Below are 21837 nucleotides of genomic sequence, written 5' to 3'. Positions count from 1 at the left end.
ATGTGTGGAATAGTGGGCATCTGGCAGCCGGAAGCTGCAATTGGTATTGAAGCGGCTGCGGGCCGCATGGTGCGTACTTTGACGCATCGTGGCCCTGACGATGACGGAGTCTGGGTTGACCCTGCCGTGCCGCTTGCTTTGGCTCACCGTCGTCTTTCCATTTTGGACTTGTCTGCGGCAGGGCGCCAGCCGATGCTATCGTCCTGTGGACGGTACGTCTTAGTTTACAACGGCGAAATTTACAATCATCTCGACTTGCGGGCTGAACTGGATGCAACTCAATGGAGGGGGCATTCGGACACCGAGACTTTGCTGGCTTGTGTCCAGGCTTGGGGGTTGCGGCGTACGCTAGAGCGTGCTGTGGGGATGTTTGCGCTCGCGCTTTGGGACAGGGACTCTGGGGTTCTCTCCTTGGCTCGTGATCGTGTGGGTGAGAAGCCCTTGTTTTGGGGTTGGCAGGCGAATACATTGCTCTTCGGTTCAGAGTTGAAAGCGTTACTCGCCTATCCAGGCTTTCGGGCTGGGGTGGATCGCGGTTGCTTGGCGTTGTTTCTAAGGCATGGCTACGTACCGGCTCCCTGGTCTATCTACGAAGGCGTGTCTAAACTTCTGCCTGGTCATTGCGTGGATATTTGCTTGCGTCAGGGCTCTGCTTTGGCAAAGTCTGCACTTCCCTATCCTTATTGGAGTTTTAACAATACGGTAACTGAGGGGCTGTCCAATCCCTTCGATGGTGGCGATGTTGAAGCCATCCGCGCCTTGGAGTCGCGCCTTTCAGAAACAATCGGTAGTCAGATGCTGGCTGATGTCCCTGTCGGGGCGTTCTTTAGCGGGGGGATCGACAGCTCGACGGTTGTGTCACTGATGCAAAAGCAGAGTTCAAGGCCCGTGCGCACATTTACTATTGGTTTCGATGGTAGTGAGTATGACGAGGCCAAACACGCCGAGAGCGTGGCGAGGCATTTGGGGACTGCCCACACACCTTTAATCGTCAGGCCCGAAGACGCTCTGGATGTTATTCCCCTTCTGCCGAGTATGTATTGCGAGCCACTGAGTGCTGACTCGCAAGTACCGCTTTATCTTATCAGTAAGCTAGCTCGTCAACATGTGACGGTCGCTCTAAGCGGAGACGGTGGCGACGAGCTGTTCGGGGGGTATAACCGCTACCTGGGTGCGCGTAGAGTATGGTTGCGAATGCAGTCGCTACCTGCACCATTGCGCCATGCGTTCGCCGCCTTTTTGCGCAGCATGTCGCCAGAGGGGTGGGACCGTGTTTTTTCTTGGCTCAAGCCAATACTACCCGAACGTTTCCGCCTGGCTATACCCGGAACGAAGGCGCAAAAATTGGCTGATGTCCTTGAGCTTGATACCGAACAGGATTATTTCAGGAGGTTGACCAGCCATTGGCAGGATCCAGCTAGCGTGGTACTGGGAGCACGCGAGCCCCAGACGCTAATGACCAATATGGCAGCCTGGCCCAAAACAGACAGCTTCGAACATTGGATGATGGCGATGGACGCTCAGACATTCTTGCCAGATGAGGTAATGGCGAAAGTGGATCGCGCTGCAATGGCCGCCAGTCTGGAAACGCGTGCACCACTGCTGGATCATCGGGTTGTTGAGCTCGCATGGCGCATGCCGCTGCGCATGAAAATACGGGATGGACAGGGTAAATGGTTGCTCAGGCAAGTGTTGTATCGCCATGTGCCTCGGGAACTGGTTGAGCGACCTAAAAAAGGTTTCGGCATGCCAATAGATGATTGGTTGCGTGGGCCTTTACGTGACTGGGCAGACAATCTTTTGTCTGAAGAAAGGTTGCGTGCCGAGGGGTACTTTGATCCGGCACCGATTCGTCAACTATGGCACCAACATTTGAAGGGCGGCTATAACTGGCAATATCGTTTGTGGCCCATTCTGATGTTTCAGGCCTGGATATCAAGTGCGGAGGACGAGCTGTGAAATTGCTGCTTGTTGGGGGTTACGCGGATTCTTTGCTTAACTTTAGGGGGCCATTGATCGATGATCTGCTAAAGGCGGGGGTAGAGGTGCACGTTGCGGCGCCCGGCCTTAACGATAGCTGTATGAGTGATGCATTGCGTGCACGTGGTGTGACGCCGCATAGTCTTAACCTGCAGCGTACAGGTATGAACCCTCTTGCAGATTTAGGCTCTTTGTATGGTTTGTGGAGCTTGATGCGACGGTTACGGCCTAACGTATTTCTAGGCTACACGATAAAGCCGGTAATCTACGGATCGCTTGCGGCATGGTTGGCTGGTGTAGGTGGGCGTTATGCATTGATTACGGGTTTAGGCTATGCCTTTCAAGATAGACCCCACACAGCTAAAGCGCGTCTGGTGGCGGGCTTGGCTCGTCGGTTGTATCGGTACGCTTTAAGTCGGGCGACAAAGGTGTTTTTTCAGAACCCTGATGACGAGGCTTTGTTTCGTACGTTGAATATATTAAATCCTAGGACGCCGTCCATAGTAGTTAACGGCTCAGGGGTTGATATACAGGAATTCGATCAGTTTGAGCCGCCTCAAGATCCTATTGTTTTTTTAATGATCGCCCGTTTGCTTGTGGCCAAGGGCGTGCGCGAGTATGTTCAGGCGGCCAAGCAATTGCGTGCCGAGTTCCCATCAGTGCAGTTTTTACTGGCGGGCTGGCTGGACGAAGGGCCCGATTCGGTCGAGGCGCAAGAGCTGGCAGCGTGGGAGGATGAGGGCGTCGTGGAATACCTAGGTCGATTGACAGATGTAAGGCCAGCTTTGCGCCGTTGTAGTGTTTATGTCTTGCCTTCATATCGAGAGGGGACGCCCCGGACTGTACTTGAGGCGATGGCCGTAGGGCGTGCAATCATTACAACAGATGCGCCGGGCTGTCGAGAAACAGTAACTAATGGGCACAACGGATATTTGGTACCTGTTCGCTCAGTTGAGTCACTGGGCAATGCGATGAGGTGTTTGCTTGATTCTCCCAACGACATTCAACGCTTTGGTTACGCTTCGAGACGGCTTGCAGAGGAGAAATATGATGTCAAGAAGGTTAACGCTGTGATGTTGCGTGAAATGGGGGTTAAGTCGTGAAGCGCCTCATGGACATCTGTGGCGCGGTGCTGTGCCTTGCGTTGTTGTCGCCTGTAATTTTGTGCCTTGTCGTTCTTATTCGCTACAAGTTGGGTGCGCCTGTGCTGTTTCGCCAGAGTCGTCCGGGGTTGAATGGTCGGCCGTTTAATATGATCAAGTTCCGGACCATGCTCGATGCATATGGGCCTGATGGCCAGCCGCTTGCAGACGAGTTTCGATTGACGGCTTTTGGCCAGTTTTTGCGATCTACTAGCTTGGATGAACTGCCAGAATTATGGAATGTCTTGAAAGGGGAAATGAGCCTCGTGGGGCCACGTCCACTGTTGATGGAATATCTTCCTCTTTATTCGCCTGAGCAGGCTCGACGCCACGAGGTGCGGCCCGGCATTACTGGTTGGGCGCAAATTAATGGCCGCAATGCTATTGATTGGGATGAGAAGTTTAAGCTAGACGTTTGGTACGTGGACCATCGGACGTTATGGCTGGATTTGTACGTTTTATGTATGACTTTGAAGAAGGTGCTTAGGCGTGAGGGCGTTAGTCAGGTAGGACAGGCAACTATGTCGAAGTTTACCGGCGTTAAATAATTTGGTTCGCCGTTGTATGCTACTGCCGTTTTTATCGCGCAAGCCCTCCAGCGACGCCTTCGTTGACTTTTATTATCTAATGAATAAATAAAACATGCGTTCAGCAGTATTAAAGTATCGTCCTGAAATTGATGGGTTGCGGGCAATAGCTGTCTTATCGGTAATTTTATTTCATGCCGGTATGCCGGGGCTTTCTGGCGGATTTGTAGGTGTGGATGTTTTTTTTGTTATTAGTGGGTATCTGATAACTGGTATTTTGCTGCGGGAGCTTGCGTCGGGCGAGTTTTCTATAGCGAAATTTTACGAACGACGTATACGCAGAATATTTCCTGCGCTTTTTTTTGTTCTCTTGGTGTGTCTACCTTTTGGGTGGTTTCTGATGGATCCATACGCGCTCTGGCGTTTGGGTCAGGGGATGGTGAGTGTAACCCTGTTTGTTTCTAATATTTTGTATTGGCAGACCACAAACTATTTTACAGCGGCGCTCGAAAGTCCCTTGCTGCACACATGGAGTTTGGGCGTCGAGGAACAGTTTTATATTTTTTTCCCCTTTTTCCTGGGTTTTGTTTGGCGTTATGCCCGTCCGTGGTTATTGGGTGCAATAATTTTTGTGGCGTTAATTTCTTTGGGGATTAGCCAGTGGGGAGTTCAAACTGGCAGGGTTGTAGCGGCGTTTTATTTGCTCCCCTCTCGCGCTTTCGAGTTGTTGCTAGGCGCCTTGGTTGCTGTAATAGCTGCCAATGTTCAGCCATCGAAGACGCCGTCTTTGGTGGCTGAACTAATGTCGTGGGTTGGCATGGGGGCGATTGCTTGGGCGATTGTACTATTTGATCAGGCTACCCCGTTCCCCGGTTGGCGTGCGTTAATCCCGTCCGTAGGTGCAGCGCTATTGCTGGCGTTCTTGCGGTCAGAAGGTGTTTTGGGTCGCATGCTGTCGTTTCGGGGACTGGTGGGCATAGGGTTGATTTCTTATAGCGCTTACTTATGGCATCAGCCATTGTTTGCCTATGCTCATATCATTGGTGGGCAGTTGGGGCATATATCCTCTTTTTTACTCGTTCTGGGTAGTCTGGGATTAGCGGCGTTAAGTTGGAAATATGTAGAGCTCCCTTTCAGAAACCCAGGGTTTCTTACTCGCAGTGCTGTCTTTAGCTTAGCTGCGTTGTCGTCTGCTGTGGCGCTTAGTGTCGGTGGGGCGCTTGTTTTGACACAAGGGGTGTCGAGTCGGTTTACTGATGAAGAATTAAGATGGTGGCGTTTCGCCGATATAGGATTGCAGTCAAACTATGTATCGAGTCGATTTGGGGGATTGCAGCAAGGGTTTGTGTCAGACTCGCGTCGTAAAGTTTTAATCCTAGGCGATAGTTTCGCAGAGGATTTTGTTAATGTTATCTACGAATCTGGTCGTTGGGAGGATGCTCAAATTCGTACCGTTTACATACCTGCGGTATGTCAGATAGTAGATGTTGAGCAGAGTGTCATCCAGTACATTGCTGTTGTTGATCGGCCTGCCTGCGCCAGGAACCCAACTGTTCGCTCTTCGAAAGCGTTGGTCGAGCAGGCCGACATCGTAATTTTGGCCGCCAGTTGGAGTAAATGGGCTGCTGAGTTATTGCCTGAAACGATTGAAAAGATGAGTTTGGAGTCTGACCAACGTCTTTTTGTGATTGGTCCTAAGAGTTTTGGCACTGTCAATATCGCCGAACTCTTGGCCCTTGGGGAAGTTAGTCGAGGCTCAATCCGTCATCAACCGTCGGCTGAGATTTTAGAAGTGAATCGTATTCTTGGTGAAGGGGTTAGACCAGAGAGTTTTGTTGACCAGATAGCTACTATTTGTGGAGACGACTTTAAGTGTCCAGTAGTGACGCCGGACGACGAGCTGATTTCCTATGACGGGAGCCATCTAACGAAAGAAGGCGCGAAATATATCGGTCGGAGGTTGTTCGACGCCTCCGTATTGGCTACGGCTAACTGAAATGAAGGCTTGTTTCTTCCTCTTGTGTTACGCAATTGCGATTTCCAACCTCCGAGCGATATGTTGCGCTTGGTCGTCGGTAAGATAAGGGTGCATAGGCAGGCTCAGTACTTCATCTGCTGCTTGGTCGCCGACAGGTAGCCAAGCCGCTGAGTCGACTACTGCGGGTTGACGGTTTAAAGGAGTAGGGTAATGGATTGCCGTAGGAATGCCCGCTTGACGTAACAGGTTCTGTACAGCCTCGCGATTGGGGATGCGTATAGTATATTGAGCCCAAGCGCTGATGTTGTGTTTCTCTATATGGGGTGTGATTACGCCAAGGGGCGCTAGTAAAGCATCGTACCGTTTGGCCACTTTTTGTCTCGCATCGATTTCTTCGGCCAGAATATCCAGCTTAGGTAAAAGAATGGCAGCTTGTATGGTGTCTAAGCGGCTGTTCATTCCGACGCGGATATGGTGATAGCGGCGGTCTTGGCCATGGCGAGCTATTTGTCGGATGACGGTGGCTAACTGATCGTCGTTGGTGAAAAGTGCTCCGCCGTCACCGTAGCAGCCAAGTGGCTTGCTGGGGAAAAAGCTGGTGCAGGCGATGGTACTGAGATTTCCCGAATGGCGTCCTTTGTAAGTGGCGCCAAAACTTTGGGCAGCGTCTTCGATCACCGGAATGTTGTGGCGTGAGGCTATGGTGTTAATAGCATCCATATCGGCACATTGACCATACAAGGCCACAGGCACGATGGCCCGTGTGCGCGGTGTAATTGCGGCTTCTAGAAGCGCCGGGTCTAAGTTGTAGGTTTTTGGGTCTACGTCCACGTATATCGGCTTTGCCCCCAGTATGGCAACCGTCTCTGCCGTGGCAATATAGGTAAACCCCGGTGTGATGACCTCATCGCCGGGACCAATACCTAAAGCCATTTGCGCAATCTGCAAAGCATCGGTGCCGTTTGCACAACTAATGCAATGCTTGGCACCCACATAGCTAGCTAATCGTGACTCAAGCTCTGCCACTTCGGGCCCCAATATGTACTGTCCGTGAGATAGAACGTTTGCAATATTGGCGTCGATCTTTGCCTTGATGCGTGCCTGTTGAGTTTTTAGGTCGATAAATTCAATCACGGTGTGGCCGAAAAAATAAGTTATGTAAAGGAAGTTAAAGCGCGATTCTTATTCGGCCATTTCCTTACTTTGGGCGATAATTTAACGCATTATGGACGAGTACTGGCGTTGTTTTCAATGAGATCTTTAGCTATTTTAGGTGCGAGCGGACATGGCAAAGTTGTAGCCGAGGCTGCCCTTCTTGCCGGATGGGGCGATGTAAGCTTTTTTGATGATGCATGGCCCGATAAACGCCGGATTGGAAGGTGGGGCGTGACAGGTGATACAGCCGCTTTGCTTAACGCTGTTGATCGTTTCGACGGTGTGATCGTAGCAATAGGTGACAATACTATTAGGCTAGCGAAGCTCAGGGCGCTTCAAAGTGTCGGTGCGCATATTGCAACAATCATTCACCCTGCCGCTGTGGTCAGTAGTTCGGTTCGGTTAGGCGAGGGTACAGTTGTCATGGCAGGGGTAGTCATTAACTCCGATACCATAATCGGCGAGGGCGGTATCCTGAATACCGCCTGTAGTGTTGACCACGATTGTTTGTTGGGTGATGCGGTGCATATTAGTCCCGGAGCCCATCTCGCGGGGAGTGTACGAGTTGGTGAGCTGGCTTGGGTTGGTATTGGTGCAGCGGTTAGGCAAGGCCTAAACATTGGCAGATTGGTTCGTGTTGGCGCTGGCGCTGCCGTTATAAATGATATTGCAGATGGGCGCACTGTTGTCGGTGTCCCCGCAAAAATTTTGGTTTCTTGATTATTAAGCAATAAAACTTGGTGCGTTATGTTGAATACTACTTTCTCTCCTTGGCCTTCTTTCACCGAGGAAGAGGCTAAAGCTGTACATGATGTCGTTTTGTCCAATCGCGTTAATTACTGGACGGGGCGAGAGTGTAGAGAGTTCGAAACAGAGTTTGCCGTATGGACAGGCACGGCGCATGCGATTGCTTTAGCAAATGGTACTGTCGCATTAGATTTGGCCTTGATTGGCTTGGGGGTGGGCGCTGGTGACGAGGTCGTCGTGACACCTCGAACCTTTTTAGCCTCGGTGTCTTGTGTCGTAAATGCTGGCGCTAAACCCGTTTTTGCGGATGTTGATCCGGACAGCCAATGTATTACTGCCGAGTCGATTCGGGCAGTCCTGACCTCTCGCACGCGTGCCGTTATTTGCGTGCACTTGGCCGGCTGGCCTTGTGATATGGATCCAATTATGGAGTTGGCAGAGCGGCATGGGTTTCACGTCATTGAGGACTGCGCGCAGGCTCACGGTGCATCCTATAAAGGGCGACGCGTGGGGTCTATAGGTCATGTTGGCGCCTGGTCATTTTGCCAAGACAAAATCATGACAACGGGTGGGGAGGGAGGAATGGTTACAACCAATGATCCCCTGTTATGGAAGCGAATGTGGGCTTATAAAGACCATGGAAAATCTTGGGATGCCGTATATGAGCGCCAGCATCCGCCCGGCTATCGCTGGCTTCACGAGTCTTTTGGGACAAATTGGCGCATGCTTGAAATGCAAGCCGCAATTGGGCGAATTCAATTGCGACGGATGCAGGATTGGCATCGCTCCCGCTTGGCGCATGCTAATCGCATATGGGAGACTGCGCGTGGTTTGCCAGGGTTACGAGTCCCCTTCATTCCGCAGGGGGTTGAACACGCGGCTTATAAGTGCTACGTCTTCTTGCGTCTTGAGGCGCTATCTCCAGGTTGGTCTCGAGAGCGAATCATGGGTGCAATTCAGGCCAAGGGCGTGCCGGTTTACGAGGGCTCGTGCTCCGAGGTCTACATGGAAAAGGCGTTTGAGGCGACAGGCTTACGCCCAACGGAGCGCCTGCCTGTCGCGCGAGAGTTGGGGGAAACCAGCCTCATGTTCCTGGTGCATCCAACATTGACAGAGAAGGAAATCGATCAAACCTGTACATCCTTAGCCTTGGTAATGCATGAGGCAACACAATCACTTGCTTAGGTATAGGCTGCATGCCTAGATGTTAATCGGCCTTGCGCAAATTGGTCGCTAAAGTTGTTACCGCTACAGGTCTACTCAAGATTTCGATCAGAACCATGGCTCTGCGCTCACTATCTGTCATTTGATAGATCGCCTCTAGGCCTGCGAACGGGTCTAGAGTTAGGTACACACGCTGTCCCGGTTTGAATAAGCGCTGTGGTTCGCTTTGTGCGGCTTCGTGCGTTTGCAGAGATGCAATAAATTGATCATCTACTTGGGCAGGTTTGGTCCCAAAGCAGACAAGACGGTTAACGCCTTTTGTTGAGCGAATGGGAGACCAACTTTTAGCTGGGTTTCCTTGGGCTAGTTTGATAAAAAGATAGCGAGGGAAAAGAGGTTCGCAGGAGATTACTACGTTCCTATGTCGAAGTTTCTCGACTTGTATAGATGGCAGGTAACATTCGTACCCTTGCCTCCGAAGGTTGTCCAGGGCAATCTTCTCTTGTTTTGGTTTGGTGTGAACAAGGTGCCAGCACATCTCTGACTATGATCGATGTTGTTGCGGTTGATATTCGGGGATCCACTTGTTCAGCATATGCTTTACGGCTTCATCAGGCATTTGAACTGAGGCGCTGGAGGTGGCGAGGTTTTGAATAAACTCAAAAAACGCTTCATCCACAGGACGCGCCTTGGCGATTCTAAGTTTTTCGTGGTGTGTCGGAAGCGTGTGCTCGTCGTCCGCCAAGAGTTCTTCGTATAGCTTTTCGCCAGGCCTTAGGCCTGTGTAGCTAATTTGAATTTCTTCCTCTGCAAACCCCGAGAGTCGAATCATGTTTTTAGCAAGATCGACTATTTTTACCGGTTCTCCCATATCCAGTACGAAAATCTTTCCGCCTTGCCCCATTGCGGCGGCTTGCAATACAAGTTGCGCAGCCTCTGGTATCGACATGAAATAGCGCGTGATCTCTGGGTGTGTAACTGTTACTGGGCCACCTTGTAAAATTTGCTCGCGAAACTTTGGTATGACGCTGCCAGTGCTGCCAAGTACATTCCCAAAGCGAACCATTTGAAAGCATGTTGTGTTATCGGGTTCGTTATAGAGCGCTTCACAAATCATTTCTGCCATTCGTTTTGTCGCGCCCATTACGTTTGTTGGGTTAACAGCCTTGTCCGTTGAAATCAGTACAAATCGTTCTGCCTTTATCCGTGAGGCTTGTTTACCAACAGTTAAAGTTCCGATGGCGTTGTTACGCATTGCTTGCCAAGCATTGTGAACCTCCATGAGCGGAACATGTTTGTAGGCGGCGGCATGAAACACTACTTCGGGTTGCCAATCGTCAAAAATTTGTTTTATACGGACTTCGTCTTTAATGTCGGCGGCAAGAGGAAGTATGGCGGTGGCAGGTAGATTCGATTTAAACCATTGCTCTATTGAGTACAGGGCTAGCTCGCTTGAGTCTAAGAGCACTATAACTGCGGGTTCGAATCGCGCTAGCTGACGGCATAGCTCGCTGCCTATTGATCCGCCGGCCCCTGTGACTAATAACCGCTTTCCTTGCAGCATCTGGGCGATACCGCTAGTGTCAATGTTGACTGATTCTCGCCCTAAAAGGTCTTCAATCTTTACGGGGCGAACGGAGTTTATCTCTACACGTCCACTCATTAGTTCGCTTAGGCCTGGGACGGTAAAGAGTTGTGCATTTGATAGCGCTGCAAGTTGCGTGACTTGTTGTAGCGTCGATGATTTTGCAGATGGCATTGCGACAATAGCGTGCCGGGCTTCCCAGCGTGTTAGGACTTCGGCTAATTGGTCCGTGCCCCCCTCGACACGGCACCCGGAAATTTCAAGGCCCCACTTGTTTTGATCGTCGTCTACCAAGGCGACGACGCTCCAGTCTGGGCTACGCTCCAGTTCGCGAACAAGCATTGCGCCTGCGGTACCTGCTCCGATCACAACAACAGGTCTGCCTAAGCCTTTCTTGGGGTGGTAAAGACGATGCTCTTTCCACATGCGCCATGCGAGGCGTCCGCCGCCCATAAATACCAATAAAAGGAGGGGGTACAGTACAACAATAGATCGTGGAATTATTATGTCTTGCGGACTGAGTGAAGCCATAACCAGTAATACTATGGCCGAGGTGAGAACGGCTTTAAAAACGCGACGCAAATCCGGAATGCTCGCAAATATCCACATGCCTCGATAAAGTCCCGCCCAGCGACACGCGATACCTTGCGCAAATAGCAAAGGAAGTAGTCCGATCCACAGTGTCTTTTCGTAGCCTGTTGGCCACTCGAAATTAAAGCGAAGTAGAAACGCGAGCAGCCACGCCAGAGCGACACAGCATAGGTCAAAGAGTAAGACAAGAGTGGAGCGAACAGACTTCATGGTGCCTTTTTTGCGAACGGGCAGGTTTTGTTACTCGACAGGCTTTGGATATAGCGAGGCGGATAGCTATTTTTTTAATTGGCTCAACCAGTATGTTGTTGAGTTGTCGGGCTTATTAGTAATATTATCTCCAGAAAGACTAGTGAAGATATTCGATGCTAGTGTCTTTCCATATTCCACTCCCCACTGGTCAAACGGGTTAATGTTCCAGCACACCGCCTGGGTAAATACTTTGTGTTCGTAAAGGGCTAGTAGTGCACCCAGGGTATAGGGTGAAAGTTGTGGCAGCACAATCAGGTTAGACGGCCGCCCGCCCGGGTGGGTGCAGTGTTTGGCTAGGGACTGGGCATGTTCCGCCGTTAGGCCACGAGCCAAGCCCTCTTCGAAGGCTTGCTCTAGGGTTTTGCCGTTTAGCAGGGCTTCGCGTTGGGCCAGGCAGTTGGCTAGCAGGCGGGTGTGGTGCTCGGGCCAGACGTGGTCGGCGTGCTGGCACACAATAAAGTCAGCCGGGGCGCCGTCGCTGCCTTGGTGCAGCCACTGAAAAAACGTGTGTTGGGCGTCGGTACCGGGCATGCCCCACACGGCGGGGCCGGTGGCCATGGCCACGGGGTTGCCGTTAAGGTCTACCGACTTACCTAGCGACTCCATTTCTAGTTGCTGCAAATAGGGTACCAAGTAGCCCAGTCTGAAGTCGTAGGGGGCAATGTTTAACGACCCGTACCCTAGAATGCTGCGGTTAATAACGCCGGCCAGTGCCATTTGCACGGGGGCGTTGCTGGCAAACGGGGCGTGGGCAAAATGGTGGTCCATCGCGGCGGCACCGGCGTGCAGGCCGGCTACGGTTTCTACGCCTACGGCCAGGGCAATGGTTAGCCCTACCGAAGACCACAACGAAAACCGCCCGCCGACCCAGTCCCACAGTTTAAAGATGCGGTTCGGGTGTGCGCCCCAGGCTAGGGCCACATCGGGCTTGGCGGTAATGGCCACAATGTGCTGATACGGGTCGGCAATGCCGACGCCTTTTAACCATTCGATGGCGCGCTGGGCGTTTTGCAGGGTTTCGCTGGTGGTAAACGATTTGGACGCGATCACAACCAGGGTGTCGTGCGGGTCTAGCCCGGCCATGGCGCCGGCCATGGCATGGCCGTCGATATTGGCGGCAAAGCGTACGTTGCGCCATGTGCCTGCATAACCAAAAGCACCTACGGCCAGGCGTACGCCCCAGTCACTGCCGCCAATGCCAATGTGTATGACATTGCGCCAACGGCGCTCGGCGTCGGCCAGGCGTACAAAGTCGGTAACGCGCCGGCGCTCGTCGGCGACTTCGCGAACGGGGGCTGCGGCCCGCAGGGCGGTGTGCCATGCAGCGCGGCCCTCGGTGGGGTTGGCAATGCCGCCGTTTAGCAAAGCGTTGCGTCGTTCGGTAAATTGGTGGTGCTCTAACAGGGCCTGCGCAGCAACGGCTATGTCTTCCGACCAGCGCTGTGCGCTGACGTCCAGCGTTATTCCAGCGGCCGGAATTAAGCGCAAAGTATCTTTTGACAGCTGCGTTTGCTGAACGGCGCGTTCCAGGTTTTGCCAGAGGATGGTGTGCATAGGTGTGTGGCTTTCAGGCGGCTGCGGCAACAAGGGTTGGGGAGCGCTCCAGCACGGCCATACAGGCAGCTTCGACGCTTTCGATAGACACCGATTGTATGTCGATTGTGCCCTGGGGTGGCGTTACGGCGCAGGTATTCGGGCGCTGCCAAAACCATTCTGGGTTGGGTTCGTTAAACAGGCCTACGTAGGGGGGGCCGGCGTTTTGCGCAATATGCGATGGCCCGCAGTCGTTGGCCACAACAAGCCTGGCATTCAGACACACGTCGGCAATGTCGGCCAGGGGGCGGTTAACCATCAGGCGGAAATTAGCGGCGTTGCTTTGCTGTAGTTGGGCCAGTTCGCTAGTTTCGGCGGGGCCCAAAATACAGGTAAAGGTGGTGTTTGGCCCCAGGTGGTGACGCAGGCGCTGGGCTAGCGCGGTGTAGTTGGCAATACCCCATCGCTTGAAGGCACCTGCGCCGCCGCCCACCATAAAGACCACGTCGGTGTGTTCGACAGGCGCGGCTTTTTGGCTGGCCAGCCATTGCATGCTGCCGCGCGCGGCCTGGACGGGGTCAAACGGGTGTAGTTGGCCCAGTAGTTGTAGGTTGGCCAGGCCAATATATTGGTTAATGTCTTTGGGCAGGCGGTGCGTCCATAAGAAGTCGGTGGCGCGTTTGTTTTTAAAGCCTAGCCGCACGGGTATGCGTTTGATGGCCCCCAGCAGGCTGTACAGTTCGCTGCTGTGATGCAGGGCAATGAATATTTCAGTGTCTTTGGCAATGCAGCGGTACTTTTGTACGGCCGTGGTCGCGTGCACAAACTGATGTACCCACGGCAGTTGGGTGTAATAGTTGCCCACCGGGTCGTGGGCGACCACGGTTACCCGATGGTTGGGGTATTGCTGGTGCAACTGGTACAGCAAGGGGTAGCCTACCAACTGGTCACCCAGAGCGTGCATGCTTCGAATAAAAACTACGATGCTGGCCATGGTGTTTACGCGTGTTGCAGATGCAAAATGTAGTTGCCAGCGGTGCCTGTGGGCAGCGGCAACGGGTTGTTTTGGGTGCTTTGAGGCTTGGGCATGGGTAGGTCGTCATCTTGCACCGGCAATGGTGCGTAAGGCGATGTTACAAAGTATTTGCGTGATTATAGCGGGGCAGTTTTGCGTGGTAGGCGCTGGCTATAATGGCGCAGCCACTTTTTTGGCTGCTCATGCTGGTGTTTGTTGAAGCGGACGCTTCAGTCCCATAAATCACCATGACAACACCCGAAATTTACCCAAAAGCAATTAGGAACTAGGAAGAAACGATGAAGTCGCGCATCATGACGCGGGGAGCCCTGGCGGCGTACGCGGCCAGAAAGCCGTGGGCCAGTGCTTGGCTAGTGCCGCTTGTGTTGGCGTTGTCGGCATGCGCGGGGCCAATTACCGATGATGACATGACTCCCGCGGGCACCGTCGAAACCATTGCCGACGCCGCTAAACGCCCTGCCACAGCCTCCGAACAGCAGGCCGTTTTAAAAGCCTTATCGTCAGTGCCAGGGGCGGTATCAGTTCATATAGACTCGTTGCAGGTGCAAGACAGCAGTGGCTCGGTACGCGCGTTTTGCGCGCGGGCCAGTGGCTTGGGCGAGCGCGCCCAGGTAAAGGCGCCGACGGGTCTTTTTTCAGGCTTAAATCAGCCAGCAACGCCGCCAGCCAACGTGTCGGGCATGTTTAAAACGGTTGAGGGTAAAGTGTTGGTCTTTGATTTTAGGTTTGGCACGTTTGCCGCCGAGCGGTGTAAGGCTATGGAGTTTTTCTCATCATGATTCTCGTTACCGGCGGGGCCGGCTTTATTGGCAGTAACTTTGTTCTCGACTGGTTGGCGGTTAACGACGAACCTGTTATTAACCTCGATAAGCTGACGTACGCCGGCAACTTGGCTAACCTTGCCTCGCTGCATTCTGACCCGCGTCATCTTTTTGTGCATGGCGATATTGCCGATACGGCGCTGGTGCAGCGGTTGCTGGCCACGCACCAGCCGCGTGCGGTGGTGCATTTTGCGGCCGAGTCGCATGTTGACCGCTCTATTGCCGGGCCCGAGGCTTTTGTGCAAACCAATGTGGTCGGTACGTTTCAGTTGCTGGAGGCCGTACGCGCTTACTGGCAGGGTTTAAGCGCGGCCGAGCAGGCGGCATTCCGGTTTCTGCATGTGTCTACCGACGAGGTGTACGGCACGTTGTCGCCCGCCGAGCCGGCGTTTACCGAAGACCACCCCCACGCACCCAATAGCCCGTATGCGGCCAGCAAGGCCGGGTCCGACCACCTGGTTCGGGCCTGGCACCATACCTATGGTTTGCCGGTGGTGACCACCAATTGCTCTAACAATTATGGGCCATATCAGTACCCCGAAAAGCTCATTCCGCTGTGTATTCAGCGGGCGTTGGCGGGGCAGCCGTTGCCCATATACGGCGATGGGCAACAGGTGCGCGATTGGTTGTTTGTGTCTGACCACTGCGCGGCCGTGCGGCGTGTGTTGGAAGCGGGCGAGCTGGGTCGGGTGTACAACGTGGGTGGCTGGAATGAAAAGGCGAACTTGTCGGTGGTGAATACGCTGTGCGCCGTGCTGGACGAACTGCAGCCCCGCGTCGACGGCGTGTCGTACGCGGCGCAAATTGCCTTCGTTACCGACCGCCCTGGCCACGACCGTCGCTACGCCATAGACGCCACCCGCATCGAACGCGAACTGGGCTGGCGACCGGCCGAAACCTTCGAAACCGGCATCCGCAAAACGGTGCAATGGTACCTGGACAACACCGCCTGGGTTGCCGAGCTGGCGGGCCGGGCGTGATGTTATTGTCGTGGTGTTTGCGTTAATGTCGTTGCTGGGCTACCTGCTGGCCGGGAGCGGGAAATGGCCGTCAACCAAAAAATGCGTTAGTGGGTACGTGTACAGGTCTGGCTCGTCAAGCCGCTTGAAAGCCGTATGTGTGGCGGTAACCTCGCAAAACCAGGCCTCTTTGTACAAGGGCTGCGTTTTGCCAAAAGCCTGTGGCGTGAAAAGCGCAATGCAAGTTCCGCCTTCAGGGTCTCGGGCCGACATGTATTCAAAGGCTTCGACACCGGGCAATCGCATGTTGGCGCCGAGTTGCTGGCATTCTTCGTAGCGCGTGGGGTGGGTAAGTGCGCCAGCATGTTGCTTGAAGGGTGGGTGCTGTAGCCTAACCCCCTGCTGTGTTTTGTAGCTGGCGCCAAACATTGTGTGTTGTGACTGCAGCTTGGGGCTGGGTGGCGCTGCATCGATGGAGTGCCAGAATACAAACCGGTAGTATGCTGCTTCGGCCAGGGTGGTTTGGACACGGGCTGCGCCGTAGAACAGACTAGGTTCGTGGCGCTGACCAAAACGTGAGCCCCACGGCAAGGGTGGGTAGCGAAACGGCGTTCGCAACAAATAATGCAAGGCCTGGCTGCCCTGGGGGTAGGGCGGCTTGGTCTTTTCCAGAAGGTCTTCCAAAATAGCCTGCTCTTCAAGCGTGTCGACGTAATTGCGCGTGGCAATTTGCTCTTGGCTTTCGACCAGGCGGTGCAAGGTGCCGTGTATTGGGCCAATGTGTGTGGCGCCGTTGCATTGCGCCCAGATCATTAGACTTTACCCCTGATACTGTCGACAAATTGCAAAACCGTAACCAGACCCTGAACCGTTTTGATCTGTTGGGCGGGTATGCCGCCGGTTACCCGGTTTGGGGACGTCATGAAATGATGTGCCCAGGCTGAGTCGCCGCCGGTAAGGGCATACAAGGCCCTGGCTAACCGGACAAGTAATAATGCCAGTTCACCCTGTTTTGATTCGGGGTCGAGTTCCCCGTTGCCCTTTAAGCGACTGACGGCTGTGCGATGCATGCCAATGACATCGGCCAGATGCGACTGGTTAAGGCCCAGTTGTTGAGCGGCGTTGATGACCGCCTTGGCTAAAACGGTGTCAGGGGTAACTTGCGGTTGGCGATGTGCAGACATAACAACCCTTTGGTTGTGATATTTGCACTTAGTCTATATTAATTGTGCATATGGCACAATTGGCGCAGCCCGTCTGTTAGCGCACGGGCGGGTGCTTGGGCAGCCGACGGACCAGGATGTTTTCGGTGACGACCTTGTCCCATGCGCGGTGAACCGGGTCGAGCAGGTTGGCGGGGCGGGCAACGGGCTGGTTGGCGGGGGCGAGCTCGGCCGCAGGGTCGCAGGCCCAGACGGGGTTGGGCGTTAACGCCCACAAGCGGAAGATATCTTGTTCGACAAAGCCTTCCCAGTGGTCGGCGCTTGTCCAGACCGGGTATTGCGTTTTAACCAGGTTGTGACAGGCTGCGTTGGTAACAAAATACCCGCGCGATTGACGCACCGTGCCGTAGGGCCGCATCATTTTGAAGGGTGTATTGCCAATGTCGCGGCGTTGGCTGCGGTAGGCCTGGGCCACGTGGGTAAGCTGCACCACAACGGGCTCGTACGAGCCGAACATGTTCTCGAGGCATTCGGCCGATTTTGTGTCGAGCAACTGCACCAGGGTTTCGGCGACATCGGCGTCTTCTTCAAGAATGACGGCACCGGGCAGGTGGTGGTTAAGAATATGCCGGTAAACATTTAAATGGCTAAGCGCCACCGTGACGTTGTCGGGCGTTAAAACGTCGCCGTATTCGGATTTGTTTTTGTGCGCGTTGATATACGACCCCAGGTTACGATCGGTGATGTTGTCGCGTTCGACCATGGGGAAAAATGTAACACGCAGACCCTTGGCTTCGAGGCGAGCGCGTATGGGCTCGCGGTGTGGGGCCTGGTCGGAAGAGCACAGAACGAAGCAGGGGAGCTGGTGCGACATGGTGTCGGGTGCCCGTTGGGTTTTGTTACGGTTTACTGGGTATTGTAATCCTTTGTTCGTGATTGTCGCAGAAAGTTCCCTGTAAATCGCCCGGTCAGATGGCCTGTGGGCGTCTAGCCGACAGCTAAAAAATTTTTCTGGCTGCTTTTATTGTTCTTTTTTATGGTTTTTTGTCTGACGCGCGCGATTATCTTATATAGATAAATATGTCTATAAGTGTTTTCATATTGTCATAATTACAATAATGGTCATAATGCGCGTAGTTTGTCACACCAGTGACGAGCAAATCCACTTAAGGACACCATAGATGAATAAAGAAAAGAAGCTGTGGCGGTGCGGGGGTTTGGTTGTTGGGGCGGGCGCTGTGATGTTGCAGGCGGCCTTTGGCGCACAAATGGCATGGGGGCAAATGCAGTCGGCATCTGCCCCCGTTTTTTTCCCCGACGGGGTGTGGGAAATTCAGGCCGCCGACTATGTCAGTGCGGCCGATTTCCTTATTGGTGATGCAGCGTTGCTTGATGTGGCCGATGGCGCGCGGGTCACACTAAGCGGGCGCATTGCCAATGCGCCGGGTTCGCTCGACGGCCTGATCAAATTGGGCGGCGGCACACTAACGCTAACCGGCGACAGCAGCTACCGTGGGGTAACGCGTGTGTTGCAGGGCGGGGTGGTGGTAGGCGGCAATAGGGCGGTGGGGCCGGGCGTTCAGGTCAATACTGGCACTACGCTAACCTACGTACCGGGGGTAACCGTGGCCAGCAACGTGCAGTTCGATGCTATCGACATGACGACGCAGCCGGTGCCTCCTGGGTATCGGGTGAACGACCCGGGTCGCAGCGCGGCGGTGGGTTGGCATGTTGACAGTGGCCAGGCCACGCATGACGGCATTGTCTCGGGTGCGGCTGCGTTCGAGAAGACCGGTGGCGGCCGTCTGGTGCTGGCTAAAGATGCTTTGGGCTATACGGGCGCTGCAGTCGTGCGGGCTGGCACCCTGGCCGTTAATGACTGGTTTGGCGGGTCGGTGCAGGTCGCCAGCGGCGCGAGGCTGGAAGGCACGGGGTCGATCGCGTCGGTTTGGGTGCGTGATGGCGCCACGCTGGCGCCGGGGGCCAGTATTGGTGTGCTGCGTGTGCCTGGTGATGTCCGCTTCGACGACGGGTCAACGTTGTCTATCGAAGTTGAGGCCGATGGGCGGCACGATGTGCTGGCTGTCGGCGGCAAAGCGCTGTTAGACGGTAACGTGCAGGCGCTGGCGGGGGCGGGCGACTGGCAGCCGTCAACCTCGTACCGGTTCTTGACGGCAGCAGGTGGTTTTGACGATACCCGGTTCGATGGCGTTAACAGTAATCTGGCGTTTCTGACGCCCACCCTGGTTTACGACGCAACGTCGGTGTCTTTGACGTTGGCGCGAAACGATGTTCCGATCGATGCCCCGGCCGTGACGGACGACGAAAATGCCGTGGCCGATATTATCGATACGCCGTCAGGGGGCGTGCCTGGGGTAAAAGACTTGCCCCAGGTTTACGACGCCATTGTGGTGTTGGACCGCGATGGGGCGCGTAGTGCCTATCGGCAATTGGCGGGAGCGTGGCCGGCTACTGTACGTGCCGGTGCGCTGGATGACAGCCGCTTTGTGCGCGAAGCGGTAATGAGCAGCCGGTCGTGGGGTTGCGACGCTTTGTCGGCTGCGGGCAACCTTGCTGCGGCGTCGGGCGCGAAGTGCGAGGGTACCAAAGTATGGTCTAGCGCGTATGGTGCGCAGGGCAAAGGGCGGGCCGCGGGTAGTGTGGGCGATTTTCAGCGCTCGTTGCGGGGCTTTACGGTGGGTGTTCGGCATTTGGTTAGTCATTTGACCGAAGTGGGCGTGTTTGCCGGGGCAGATACACGCCATATGCGGCAAATGGCAGCGCCCGATGGCACGCTGGCTTTTGGTGCCTTTCAGGGCGTGGGCGATTCGGGCGGTGGCGCCGACACGCGCATTCATGGTTTGCATTTGGGGGCCGATGTCGGTGCCGTGCGCGGCCCGGTACAGATGGATGCCGGGCTTTCTGTTGCTTGGCACACGTTTAAAACGTCGCGTTCCCTTGAAATTGGCCGTTGGCGCGACACATTGCGCAGCGTTTCTAACAGCCGCAGCATGCAGGTCTTTGGTCGACTGGCCTTGCTTGCGGGCTTGTCGCCTTTTGCGGGGCTCTCGCCTTTTATAGAGCTGGCGGTGGTGCACAGCTCGACAGGCGCGCACACCGAGCAAGGCGGTGCAGGGGCGTTGAACTACGCGCGTGCCAACGACTGGGCGGCGTTCAGCGTATTGGGGTTGACGGCGTCACACGCCTTTAAAACGGTGGGTGGCTTGGGTATGTTGCAGGCCGAACTGGCTTGGCGTTATGCCCATGCCGACCGCCAATTCGAATCTCGGCAGTCGTTTCGCGATAGTTCGCGCGGCACGATGTTTACGTCGCATGGTCATGGCATTGCAGCGCATGCCCTGAAAGCCGCGTTTACGGTGTCGACCCCGGTGGGTAAACACAGTGTGCTGCAGGCCGGTTATTCGGGGCTGCTGTCACCCGGCCGGCACGATCATGGTTTTAACCTGAAATTTCGGCATTATTTTTGAGTGCTCTGCGTTCCAGTCGTGTATAGCCCGACGCCCAAGGCACGAAACCCGGAATCCGAAATCTGGAACCCGGCGTGTGTTTAGCACATTCTGCCCCGGCTTTTGCCGGGGTTTTGCTATGATGGAAGCCGTTTTCGAATTTGCCGAGTGCCCGTCATGCATACCGCCGCCGCCCCACAAGACTTGACCTGGACCGATGCCTTTTTGGTGGGTTATGACCCCATGGACGTTACCCATCGCGAATTCGTGGATATTCTTGGGGCCTTGTTAAAGGCCGACGACGAGCAGATGCTGGCGCATTTGCAGGCGCTCATCGAGCACAGCGAACGCCATTTTTCGCAAGAAGAGCATTACATGAATAGCACCGCGTTCCCCGCACGCGAGTGCCATACGAATGAACATAATGCGGTGCTTGGGTCAATGCGAGACGTTGCGGCGTACCTGCAAAACGGGGGCGACCCGTCTGAGGCGCGGCGCCTGGCAGCCGAATTGGCGCGCTGGTTTCCCAGTCACACCGATTACCTCGATGCTTCGTTGGCGCAGTGGGTCGCTAAAAAGCAGTTGGGCGCAGTACCCATCGTGGTGCGCCGGGGTATGGCCAACCACGAGGCCGATTAACGCTTTGGGTTGCTAGAACAAAGACACATGCCCGGGCTGAATAAGCTGTATCCACCGGTCGCGCAGCATGTCCATATAGCTTTCGGGGGCTAGCGTACCCGGGTAAAAACCCAAGGCCCACGCGTCGTTCATTGTCACCAACGCGGTCTTGCCGTTTTCTAAAATGCCCACGTCAAGAGCGTACGAAATGGGGGCATCGAACGCCAGGTCTGACACCATTTGCGCAACCGTACTGCGCTCGGGCGCTGGGGCAGACTCTAGCCCTTTGTCGTAGCGTGCGGCACCTTTGATCAGCCCGCGGTGCACATAAAACCGCCATTCGCTTTGCCATGACACTGGCGGTGCATACCACACCGGGAAATCGTTAGGCAGGTTGCGTAGCAGCTCGACATCGTTGCGGGCCGCCAGTTCGGTGGGCGGCGCGTTGTAGTTTTGTGTGGTCAAGCGGTCAATTTGTCTGACATCTTCCATGTCGTAGACCCCACCCCGAAATGCCTTCGTAGATACGGCGGGCTTCACAAACCATTCGCCTTCAGAAGGCAGGTCGCCCTTGCGGCTTGCCTTAATGTCGCGGTGCAGCCATTTTTGCAAACGTTTGGGGTAGTTAAGTGCCGCCGGCACCTTGATGCCGGTCACCATCATGGCATACCGCATGAATTCGACTGAACCTACGGGTGTTGCCCCTTGCTTAAGGGCTGCGGCCGCACTGTCGAGCTGCTCGAGCGTTGCCCGAGCATGCGGCCAGTTACGCGTCATGCACGTTGAAATGCAGGTAAGGACTTCAACGGAACTGGGGTTATCGGGCGTGGCCTGAACGACAAATCTGCGAAGCATGTTGGTAATAGGAGGCGTAGGTTGAGCAAAGAGCACCCCGGGCGCCGGGATTGGGTAACTGCCGAGTTTACCGTGGATTACATCTAGTCGATTGGCTGCAATACGGGGGCAAAGCCGTGTCAATTAGGGGCATTGCCGGCAGGTACGGTATTGTCGTTCGTCTATCGCAGCTTGATTTTGTTGGTAAGTAATGCAGGCTGTATCGCGTAGATAGTTTTGACCTGCGTGGCATTGCTGAGTATGCTCCGCCACGCGTACGCTGTT

Annotated in this window: 19 protein-coding genes; 10 read left to right on the top strand and 9 right to left on the bottom strand. The window is 54.6% G+C overall.

What is annotated here, in order from left to right; all coding sequences use genetic code 11:
• The 4 genes from asnB (at position 1) to PuT2_RS05640 (ending at position 5645) form a co-directional block, all read left to right on the top strand.
• Positions 1 to 1959 carry an asparagine synthase (glutamine-hydrolyzing) gene (asnB, locus tag PuT2_RS05655; RefSeq protein ID WP_093970035.1) on the top strand — a complete coding sequence of 653 codons (1959 nt, stop codon included), beginning with the start codon at positions 1 to 3 and terminating at the stop codon, positions 1957 to 1959.
• On the top strand, positions 1905 to 3083 hold the full coding sequence (locus PuT2_RS05650) for a glycosyltransferase family 4 protein (RefSeq protein ID WP_371596392.1): 1179 nt from the start codon (positions 1905 to 1907) through the stop codon (positions 3081 to 3083). The genes asnB and PuT2_RS05650 overlap by 55 nt, the downstream gene beginning before the upstream one ends.
• Entirely contained in the window at positions 3080 to 3670 is a 591-nt protein-coding gene (locus PuT2_RS05645; protein WP_093970033.1) for a sugar transferase, read from the top strand. The genes PuT2_RS05650 and PuT2_RS05645 overlap by 4 nt, the downstream gene beginning before the upstream one ends.
• Before the next feature lie 94 nt (positions 3671 to 3764).
• Positions 3765 to 5645: an acyltransferase family protein gene (locus tag PuT2_RS05640; RefSeq protein ID WP_093970032.1), complete on the top strand. Its 1881-nt coding sequence runs from the start codon at positions 3765 to 3767 to the stop codon at positions 5643 to 5645.
• A gap of 27 nt (positions 5646 to 5672) precedes the next feature.
• Here the strand turns inward: PuT2_RS05640 and PuT2_RS05635 are convergent, their stop codons facing one another.
• Positions 5673 to 6761, bottom strand: a complete 1089-nt coding sequence (locus PuT2_RS05635) for a DegT/DnrJ/EryC1/StrS aminotransferase family protein (RefSeq protein WP_093970031.1) — start codon at positions 6759 to 6761, stop codon at positions 5673 to 5675.
• Between the two features lie 3 nt (positions 6762 to 6764).
• Between PuT2_RS05635 and PuT2_RS05630 the strand changes: the two genes are divergently transcribed.
• Together PuT2_RS05630 and PuT2_RS05625 are read left to right on the top strand one after the other, a co-directional pair.
• Positions 6765 to 7502, top strand: coding sequence for an acetyltransferase (locus PuT2_RS05630; RefSeq protein ID WP_254046948.1), 738 nt, complete (start codon positions 6765 to 6767; stop codon positions 7500 to 7502).
• 27 nt (positions 7503 to 7529) lie between these two features.
• Positions 7530 to 8714, top strand: a complete 1185-nt coding sequence (locus PuT2_RS05625; RefSeq protein WP_093970029.1) for a DegT/DnrJ/EryC1/StrS aminotransferase family protein — start codon at positions 7530 to 7532, stop codon at positions 8712 to 8714.
• 22 nt (positions 8715 to 8736) lie between these two features.
• On the opposite strand, the gene rfaH is transcribed toward PuT2_RS05625, so the two are convergent.
• The 4 genes from rfaH to PuT2_RS05605 form a co-directional block, all read right to left on the bottom strand.
• Positions 8737 to 9231 carry a transcription/translation regulatory transformer protein RfaH gene (gene rfaH, locus PuT2_RS05620; protein ID WP_093970028.1) on the bottom strand — a complete coding sequence of 165 codons (495 nt, stop codon included), beginning with the start codon at positions 9229 to 9231 and terminating at the stop codon, positions 8737 to 8739.
• 6 nt (positions 9232 to 9237) lie between these two features.
• Positions 9238 to 11079 (bottom strand): nucleoside-diphosphate sugar epimerase/dehydratase, encoded by a 1842-nt coding sequence (locus PuT2_RS05615; RefSeq protein WP_093970027.1) that lies wholly within the window; start codon positions 11077 to 11079, stop codon positions 9238 to 9240.
• A gap of 66 nt (positions 11080 to 11145) precedes the next feature.
• Entirely contained in the window at positions 11146 to 12675 is a 1530-nt protein-coding gene (gene pgi / locus PuT2_RS05610) for a glucose-6-phosphate isomerase (RefSeq protein ID WP_093970026.1), read from the bottom strand.
• A gap of 13 nt (positions 12676 to 12688) precedes the next feature.
• Positions 12689 to 13648 (bottom strand): glycosyltransferase family 9 protein, encoded by a 960-nt coding sequence (locus PuT2_RS05605; RefSeq protein ID WP_093970025.1) that lies wholly within the window; start codon positions 13646 to 13648, stop codon positions 12689 to 12691.
• Between the two features lie 320 nt (positions 13649 to 13968).
• Between PuT2_RS05605 and PuT2_RS05600 the strand changes: the two genes are divergently transcribed.
• The gene (locus PuT2_RS05600; RefSeq protein ID WP_093970024.1) at positions 13969 to 14469 is read left to right on the top strand and encodes a hypothetical protein; all 501 of its coding nucleotides are present in this window, start codon (positions 13969 to 13971) and stop codon (positions 14467 to 14469) included.
• On the top strand, positions 14466 to 15491 hold the full coding sequence (rfbB, locus tag PuT2_RS05595; protein ID WP_093970023.1) for a dTDP-glucose 4,6-dehydratase: 1026 nt from the start codon (positions 14466 to 14468) through the stop codon (positions 15489 to 15491). The genes PuT2_RS05600 and rfbB overlap by 4 nt, the downstream gene beginning before the upstream one ends.
• 39 nt (positions 15492 to 15530) lie before the next feature.
• Here rfbB and PuT2_RS05590 read toward each other — a convergent pair whose 3' ends face one another.
• From PuT2_RS05590 to PuT2_RS05580, 3 genes are all read right to left on the bottom strand, one after another.
• The gene (locus PuT2_RS05590; protein WP_093970022.1) at positions 15531 to 16283 is read right to left on the bottom strand and encodes an RES family NAD+ phosphorylase; all 753 of its coding nucleotides are present in this window, start codon (positions 16281 to 16283) and stop codon (positions 15531 to 15533) included.
• A complete protein-coding gene (locus PuT2_RS05585; protein WP_093970021.1) occupies positions 16283 to 16654 on the bottom strand; it encodes an XRE family transcriptional regulator in 372 nt (123 codons plus the stop codon). The genes PuT2_RS05590 and PuT2_RS05585 overlap by 1 nt, the downstream gene beginning before the upstream one ends.
• A 76-nt stretch (positions 16655 to 16730) precedes the next feature.
• Positions 16731 to 17507, bottom strand: a complete 777-nt coding sequence (locus tag PuT2_RS05580) for a glycosyltransferase family 25 protein (RefSeq protein ID WP_093970020.1) — start codon at positions 17505 to 17507, stop codon at positions 16731 to 16733.
• Positions 17508 to 17814: 307 nt separating this feature from the next.
• Here PuT2_RS05580 and PuT2_RS05575 point away from each other — a divergent pair, with 307 nt between their 5' ends.
• Both PuT2_RS05575 and PuT2_RS05570 read left to right on the top strand, forming a co-directional pair.
• Complete coding sequence (locus PuT2_RS05575; RefSeq protein ID WP_093970019.1) at positions 17815 to 20121, top strand: autotransporter domain-containing protein; 2307 nt, start codon at positions 17815 to 17817, stop codon at positions 20119 to 20121.
• A 156-nt stretch (positions 20122 to 20277) separates the two neighbouring features.
• Positions 20278 to 20739 (top strand): hemerythrin domain-containing protein, encoded by a 462-nt coding sequence (locus PuT2_RS05570; protein WP_093970018.1) that lies wholly within the window; start codon positions 20278 to 20280, stop codon positions 20737 to 20739.
• 12 nt (positions 20740 to 20751) lie between these two features.
• Here the strand turns inward: PuT2_RS05570 and PuT2_RS05565 are convergent, their stop codons facing one another.
• Positions 20752 to 21573, bottom strand: coding sequence for an ATP-grasp domain-containing protein (locus PuT2_RS05565; RefSeq protein ID WP_143516106.1), 822 nt, complete (start codon positions 21571 to 21573; stop codon positions 20752 to 20754).
• Between the last annotated feature and the right edge of the window lie 264 nt (positions 21574 to 21837).

Origin of the sequence: Pusillimonas sp. T2 (genome assembly GCF_002236805.1) — a bacterium.
Lineage (GTDB): Bacteria > Pseudomonadota > Gammaproteobacteria > Burkholderiales > Burkholderiaceae_B > Neopusillimonas.
The sequence above is the reverse complement of the archived record's forward strand: the minus strand, read 5'-3'. Positions and strand labels throughout refer to the sequence as shown.